6 protein-coding genes and 1 riboswitch are annotated in these 6,667 nt (G+C 72.4%); of the genes, 3 read left to right on the forward strand and 3 right to left on the reverse strand.

From position 1 onward, the window contains the following. The 3 genes from WMJ97_RS13830 to WMJ97_RS13840 form a co-directional block, all read left to right on the forward strand. On the forward strand, nucleotides 1-601 hold a 601-nt coding region (locus WMJ97_RS13830; protein ID WP_347349589.1), incomplete at its 5' end, for a histidine kinase. Then, a complete protein-coding gene (locus WMJ97_RS13835; RefSeq protein WP_347349590.1) occupies nucleotides 598-1,203 on the forward strand; it encodes a response regulator transcription factor in 606 nt (201 codons plus the stop codon). The genes WMJ97_RS13830 and WMJ97_RS13835, both read left to right, overlap by 4 nt. A gap of 172 nt (nucleotides 1,204-1,375) precedes the next feature. Continuing rightward, entirely contained in the window at nucleotides 1,376-2,392 is a 1,017-nt protein-coding gene (locus WMJ97_RS13840; protein ID WP_347349591.1) for a glycosyltransferase family 1 protein, read from the forward strand. Between the two features lie 70 nt (nucleotides 2,393-2,462). Here the strand turns inward: WMJ97_RS13840 and WMJ97_RS13845 are convergent, their stop codons facing one another. Genes WMJ97_RS13845 through WMJ97_RS13855 form a run of 3 tightly spaced genes read right to left on the reverse strand, consistent with a single transcriptional unit; the run spans nucleotide 2,463 to nucleotide 6,287 of the window. After that, nucleotides 2,463-3,473, reverse strand: coding sequence for an ABC transporter ATP-binding protein (locus WMJ97_RS13845; protein ID WP_347349592.1), 1,011 nt, complete (start codon nucleotides 3,471-3,473; stop codon nucleotides 2,463-2,465). 34 nt (nucleotides 3,474-3,507) lie between these two features. After that, on the reverse strand, nucleotides 3,508-5,232 hold the full coding sequence (locus WMJ97_RS13850) for an iron ABC transporter permease (RefSeq protein ID WP_347349593.1): 1,725 nt from the start codon (nucleotides 5,230-5,232) through the stop codon (nucleotides 3,508-3,510). Beyond that, nucleotides 5,229-6,287, reverse strand: a complete 1,059-nt coding sequence (locus WMJ97_RS13855; protein ID WP_347349594.1) for a thiamine ABC transporter substrate-binding protein — start codon at nucleotides 6,285-6,287, stop codon at nucleotides 5,229-5,231. The genes WMJ97_RS13850 and WMJ97_RS13855 overlap by 4 nt, the downstream gene beginning before the upstream one ends. A 34-nt stretch (nucleotides 6,288-6,321) precedes the next feature. Next, nucleotides 6,322-6,425, reverse strand: a riboswitch (TPP riboswitch). Between the last annotated feature and the right edge of the window lie 242 nt (nucleotides 6,426-6,667).

Raw genomic sequence — 6,667 nt, forward strand, 5'->3', positions numbered from 1 at the left:
CGTCGCCCTCAAGTCCGAACTGGCCGCCGCCCAGGCGGACCGGGGGCGTCCCGAGGCCGCCGCGACCATGCGCGAGGTCGAGTCGATCGCCACCTCGGCGCTCGACGAGGTCCGCGGCATCGTCCGGGGCTACCGCGACATCGACCTCTCCACCGAGATCGCGGGCGCGCGGTCGCTGCTGGAGGCGTCCGGCATCGGCGTGACGAGCGTCACCGACGGCGCCGGCCTGCCGGCGCCGGTGCTGCGCACGTTCGCGTGGGTCGTCCGGGAGGGCGCGACGAACGTCCTGCGGCACAGCCAGGCGTCCACCGCGCGCATCGCGCTCACCGTGGACGCCTCCGGCGCCCGCGTGATCGTCTCCAACGACGGCGCGCGCGAGAACGACCGCCCGGACGCCTCCGGCTCGGGTCTCGCCGGCCTCGCCGAGCGCCTCGCCGACATCGGCGGAACGCTCGATCACCGGCTCGACGGGGACCGCTTCACGCTCACCGCCCAGGTGGACGCCGCCCAGCTCGCCCGCCTGGCGAGCGCGACGGCGTCCGAGGAGACCCTCCAGGCGGTCACGGACGCCGACCCCACCGACGACAGGAGCCCCGCATGATCCGCGTGATCGTCGCCGACGACGAGAATCTCATCCGCGAGGCGCTGGTCTCGCTGTTGCAGCTCACCGCCGACATCGACGTCGTCGCCCAGGCCGCCGACGGGGACGCCGCCCTCGCCCACGCGCGCAAGCTCGCCCCCGACGTCGCGGTGCTCGACCTCCAGATGCCGGGGCGCTCGGGCATCGCCGTCGCCGAGGCGCTCGCGTCCGAACTGCCGGCGTGCCGCTCGATCATCGTGACCAGCCACGGCCTGCCCGGACACCTGAAGAACGCCTTGTCGGCGGGCGTCCGCGGGTTCGTCCCGAAGACGATCTCGGGCGCGCGGCTCGCCGAGGTCATCCGGGACATCCACGCGGGCGGGCGCTACGTCGACCCGCAGCTGGCCGCGGACGCCATCGCCGCCGGCGACTCGCCGCTGACGCCCCGCGAGGCCGACGTGCTGGTCGCGGCCGAGGACGGCGCGCCGATCGAGGAGATCGCGCGGCGGGCGTCCCTGTCGCCGGGCACCGTCCGCAATTACCTGTCCGCCGCCATGGGCAAACTGCACGTCGCGACGCGGCACGAGGCCGTCCGGGTGGCCCGGGCGAAGGGCTGGATCTGAGGGCACGGACACCCGACGAATCCGCCCGGCCTCTGATCCGTGGGTTCGCCAGCCGAGACGCGCCGCCGCGGCGTAAGGTCAGCACCGCAGACCAGTCACGGTGGATTCGAGTCAGGAGACGCGCACAATGAACGTCGCTGTCAAATATGGAGCCCTCGGAGACGCTCCTCTGGTGAGCCCCGACGGCGTCCTCGTCACCGAGGGAGGGCAGGCCAGCGTCGCGCAGCGACTGCTGTCGCTCTACCCGGGCGCCGTGCTCATCGGCGATGAGCGGGCGAGCGGCGACGGGTTCGAGATCGTCACGCTGGCCGACATCGACGCCGACGAGACGCTCGTCATCAACCTCGACGTGCTCGACTCGGTCGGCATCTTCCAGCGCCTCCACCGCAGCGGCGCCGAGCCGAAGATCATGAACTTCCAGTGGATCAACCCGTCCACGTTCCACCATCCCGTGAATTTCGCGGCGATGGGGCTGGCCTACTCGTTCTTCCCCACCTTCTGCTCCGGCGAGCGGACGGCGGCCGAGGTGCGCGAGGTCACCGAGCGCTGGGCGCTCCAGCAGCTCGCGCACCGCGCGAAGGTCGCCTGGGCCGATCTGGGCGTCAACACGGAGCGGCTCGTCGAGCGGGTCGCCACGCCCGAGCCGGTCGTGCTGTACCCGGCGATCTCGATGGACGCCCGCAAGCAGCCGATGGAGTTCCTGCAGATCGTGACGGCCGTCCAGAAGAAGGAGCCGATCAAGGTCACCGCGCGGCTCGCGCAGTCGCAGCTCGCCAGCGGCCCGGCGATCAAGCTCGCGACGCTCCGCTGGACGTCGGTCAGCCCGCTGCGCGCCAAGCGCGAGGACTACTGGACCGAGCTGGCCGGCACGACCGCCTTCCTCGCCACCTCGCTGGAGGAGGCGTACGGCCTGCAGTACGTCGAGGCCCTGCTCGCCGGCGTCGTCGGCATCCTGCCCGACCGCCCGTGGGCGCGGAACCTCGTGCCGCCCCACTACCCCTTCCTCTACACCGACGCCGCCGAGGCCGAGCGGATGCTGCTGGAGGCCGTCCGCGACCCCGATGGCTGCCGCGCGCGCATGGACGCCGCGGCCGGCGGTCCGTTCACCGAGTGGATCCGGACGCATCACGGCCAGCGCGGCTTCGAGGAGGCGTTCAAGGCCAAGGTCGCGGAGTGGTTCGGCGCCTGAGCGCCTCCCTCGCCCCTTGTCGGACGCCGGCGCGCCCCCCGCGCCGGCGTCGGTACGCTCCCCGGCCGCGCTACTCGGCCGGCACGAGCACGGTCGCGTCGGGGTGCAGGACGACCCCGACGTAGTCCTCCTCCACCGCCCGCTCGTGCGGCACGTCCGCCTGCTGGCCACCCGGAAGCTCCACGCTGACGGCGAAGCGGCCGCGCCGCAGGGTCTGGCCGACCACCCGCACCCGGACGCCCCCGTCGTCGACGATCGACAACGCCTCCTGCCCGAGCCCCACCAGATCCCCCGGGGGGACCCCGCCCAGCCCCAGGCGGGCGGCGACGGCGGCGTCCACGAAGGGCTCGTAGCCGAGGAACTCGGCGACCCTCCGGTTGAGCGGACGCCGCCACAGCACCTCGGGGGTGTCGAGCTGCAGCAGACGGCCGGCGTCCAGCACGGCGACGCGGTCGGCGATGGTGGACGCCTCGTCCTGATCGTGGGTGACGTAGACGGCCGTCGTCGACGTGGCCCGCAGGCCGCGCGACAGCTCGTTGACCATGTGCTCCCGCAGCCCGCGGTCGAGGGCCGAGAGCGGCTCGTCGAGCAGCAGCAGCCGCGGCGAAGGCGCCAGCGATCGCGCGAGCGCGACCCGCTGCGCCTGGCCGCCGGACAGCTCGGTCACCTTGCGTTTGCCGTAGCCGGGAAGCCCGACGAGCTCGAGAAGCTCCTCGACGCGGCGGCGACGACGCAGCCGGTCCCAGCCGTGGAGGCCGTAGGCGACGTTGCGGCCGACGTTCATGTTCGGGAAGAGCTGGGCGTCCTGAAACATCATGCCGAAGTTGCGCTTGTGGGTGGGCTGGGCTGTCACGTCCTCGTCGCCCCAGGCCACGCGGCCCTCGGCGAGCGGTTCGAGGCCGGCGATCGCGCGCAGCAGCGACGACTTGCCCGACCCCGACGCCCCCAGCAGCGCGACGACCTCCCCCGGCTGCACGTCCAGGCTGACCCCGTCGACGGCGGTGACGACCGCGCCCGCCGAGCCGGAGCCGGGCGTCGCCGAGTACCGCACGACGGCGTCCTCGATGGTCAAGCCCTCCATGGGAGTCCTTTCGTCAGTCGTGAGCGTACCCACGTCACCACCCCGTCGCCTCGGACGGCCGCAGCCGCTCGGCCAGCGCCATCACCACGCCCGTCATGAGCGCCAGCAGCACCGACGCCGCCATCGCCATGCCGTAGTTCTGGGCACCCGGGCGGCCGATGAGTTCGAAGATCACCACGGGCAGCGTGGCCGCGTTGGGCCGCGACAGGAACGACGTCGCCCCGAACTCGCCGAGGCTCGTCGCGAACGCGAACCCCGTGGCCAGGCCCAGGCCGCGCAGGGCCAGGGGGCCGTCGATCGTCGCGAGCACCCGCCAGGGGGACGCCCCCAGCGTCGCCGCCGCCTCCCGCTGCCGGGGGTCGATCGCCCGCAGCACGGGCAGCAGCGACCGCACGACCAGCGGCAGGGCCACGATCGCCTGCGCGATCGGGACGAGTACGAACGACGACCGCAGGTCGAGCGGCGGCCGGTTCAGCGTGATCAGGAACCCGAAGCCCACCGTCACCGCCGAGACCCCGAGGGGCAGCATGAAGAACGAGTCGAGGGCGCGCAGCGTCCCGCGTCCCAGCGCCGACCGGGGACGCCGCGACACCACGAAGCTCACCGCGAGCCCCAGCCCGACGGCCAGCAGGGTCGCGCCGAGGGCGATCCGCAGCGAGTAGGCGGCGGCCGTCCACACCGGGATCACGAGGGCGCCCTCCCCCGTCGTCGCCAGCAGGCGGTAGTACTGCAGGCTGAAGCCGGACGGCGTCCACACCGAGCGGAACGCGAGGTACGCCAGCGGCGTCACCAGCAGCCCCGCCACGAGCAGGAACGTCACCAGGGACGCCGCCCAGTCGCGTCGCCACGACCACCGCCGCTCGCCGCGGTCGTCGGTGAGCAGGCGGTGGGCGCGCTGCTGGCGCGCCTGCATCCGGTTCGCGACGAGCAGGGACGCCGTCACCAGCACGAGTTGGACGATCGACAGCGCGGACGCCGCCGGCAGGTTCAGCAACTGCGTCGTCTGGTACCAGATCTCGGTCTCGATCGTGCCGAACGAGACGCCGCCCAGCACCATCACGATGCCGTAGGCGGACGCGCAGAACAGGAACACGATCGCCGCGCCCGACGCGATCGCCGGGGCCAGGGCGGGCAGCGTCACCGTCGCGAAGACGCGGGCCGGCGAGGCGCCCAGCACGCGCGCGGCCTCGCCGAGGCGCGGGTCGAGGCGTCCCCACAGGCCGCCCACCGTCCGGACGATCACCGAGTAGTTGAAGAAGACCAGCGCGGCGATGATCGCCGCCCACGTCTCGTCGAGCCCGAGGAAGCCCAGCGGCCCGGACGACGCCAGCAGCGTCTTGAACGCCACACCGACCACGACGGTCGGCAACACGAACGGGATCGTCACGAACGCCCGGACGACCTCCCGCCCGGGGAACCGCGTCCGGTACAGCACGTAGGCGCCGGGCACGCCGAGCAGCACCGACACGACCGTGCCGGCGACCGCCTGGGTGAGCGTCTGCCGGACGATCCGCCAGGTGCGCTGCGCCGTGAAGACCTGCTCGAAGCCGGCGAGGCTCGGCGTCCCGTCGGGGAAGAACCCCTTCGCGACCAGGGCCGCGACCGGCCAGACGAAGAAGATCGCCAGGAAGACGAGCGGCACGACAGCGGCCAGCGTCCAGACGACCGCCCAGCCGGGCGAGACCCGCACCCGGGACGCCGGGCGGGCCGGCGTCCGGGTGCCGCCGAGTTGGCCGGACGCCGCCCGCCCCGGGCTCACCCGACGACCTTGGCCGTCCAGGCGGCGATCCAGGAGTCGCGGTTGTTGGAGAGGTCTCGGGCCGGCACCGTCCACGGCTTCTCGGCGAGCGGAGCGTACTTCTGCCACGCCTCCGGCAGCTTCGTGTCGCGGACGGCCGGGTACATGTACATCTGCTCGGGGATGTCGGCCTGGACGTCCGCGCTCAGCATCCAGTCGATGAACTTCTGCGCCCCGACCGGGTTCTTCGCACCCTTCAGGACGCCCGCGTACTCGACCTGCCGGAAGCAGGTCTGCAGGAGCGCCTCGGTGGGCGGCTGGCCGCCGCCGTCCGGAACCTCGTAGGCGGGCGACGTCGCGTAGCTGACCACGAGCGGCCGGCTGCCCTTGCCGGACGACCCGGAGAACTCGGTGTTGTAGGCGGTCTCCCAGTCCTTGGCGACCTTGACGCCGTTGCTCTTCAGTTGCCCCCAGTAGTCGAGGTAGCCGTCGGCCCCCTTCGCGCCGACGGTCGCGGCCAGGAAGGCCATGCCGGGCGAGCTGGACGCCGGGTTCTCGACGACGAGCAGGTCCTTGTACTCGGGCTTGGCGAGGTCGTCGAGCGTGGCCGGCACGGCGACCTTCTTCGCGGCGAACCACTGCTTGTCGGCGTTCACGCAGACGTCGCCGAAGTCGATCGGGGTGAGGCGTTCGCTGGTGTCAGCGGAAAGATCGGGCGTGTTCTTGGGGTAGTTCGGCGATTCGTACGGCTCCAGGATGTCGCCCGCGAGCGCGCGTCCGGCGAACGTGTTGTCGATGCCGTAGACGGCGTCGCCGAGGGGGGCGTCCTTGGTGAGGATCAGCTTGTTCGTCATGCCGCCCGCGTCCCCGCTCTTCGCGATCGACACCGTGTAGCCGGTCTCCGCCTTGAACCGGTCGAGCAGCGGCTGCGACACGTTGAACGAGTCGTGGACGACGACCGTGAGCTGCTTCGTCTCCGTCGGCGTGGCGCTCGCCCCGCCCGACGACGGCGCGCAGGCCGTCAGGGACAGCGCGACGGCCACGGCGGCGAGGCCCAGGCCCCAAGATTTCTGCATGATTCCTCCCCATCGGTGGGGGCTCGGGATCGGCCGAGGAGAAGGCTCGACTCCCTACGCCGGTGCGAACCGGGTCAGGTTCGAGGGTCTGCGGCGGGCCGCACTCTCAGCGCCGGTGGCGCTCCCCTGTCTGCGGCGCACTCTACCCACCGGTCCGGCTGTCGAGCCAGGGGCGCCCGTCGCGAGAGGCCCTGTGGGGCCGGGCACCCTGACTGGCTTGTTCTCGACGGCGGCCCGTGAGCGGGAGTCCGCTGGGGGCCTGACTTTGAGAACGAGCCAGTCAGGGTCTGCCCCCGGGGGGTGCGGCAGGGAATCAACAATCGACCCCGGCGTCCTGACAAAAATCGGTCATTCGTCCCCATTGTGAAAGGCATGAAGAG

Origin of the sequence: Nigerium sp., from assembly GCF_039811905.1 — a bacterium.
Classification (GTDB): Bacteria; Actinomycetota; Actinomycetes; order Propionibacteriales; family Propionibacteriaceae; genus Propioniciclava.

Bases quoted from the DNA above. Each gene is read 5' to 3' on its own strand.
- WMJ97_RS13855 (WP_347349594.1), bottom strand. From the start codon at position 6,287: ATGCAGAAATCTTGGGGCCTGGGCCTCGCCGCCGTGGCCGTCGCGCTG.
- WMJ97_RS13845 (WP_347349592.1), bottom strand. From the start codon at position 3,473: ATGGAGGGCTTGACCATCGAGGACGCCGTCGTGCGGTACTCGGCGACG.
- WMJ97_RS13835 (WP_347349590.1), top strand. From the start codon at position 598: ATGATCCGCGTGATCGTCGCCGACGACGAGAATCTCATCCGCGAGGCG.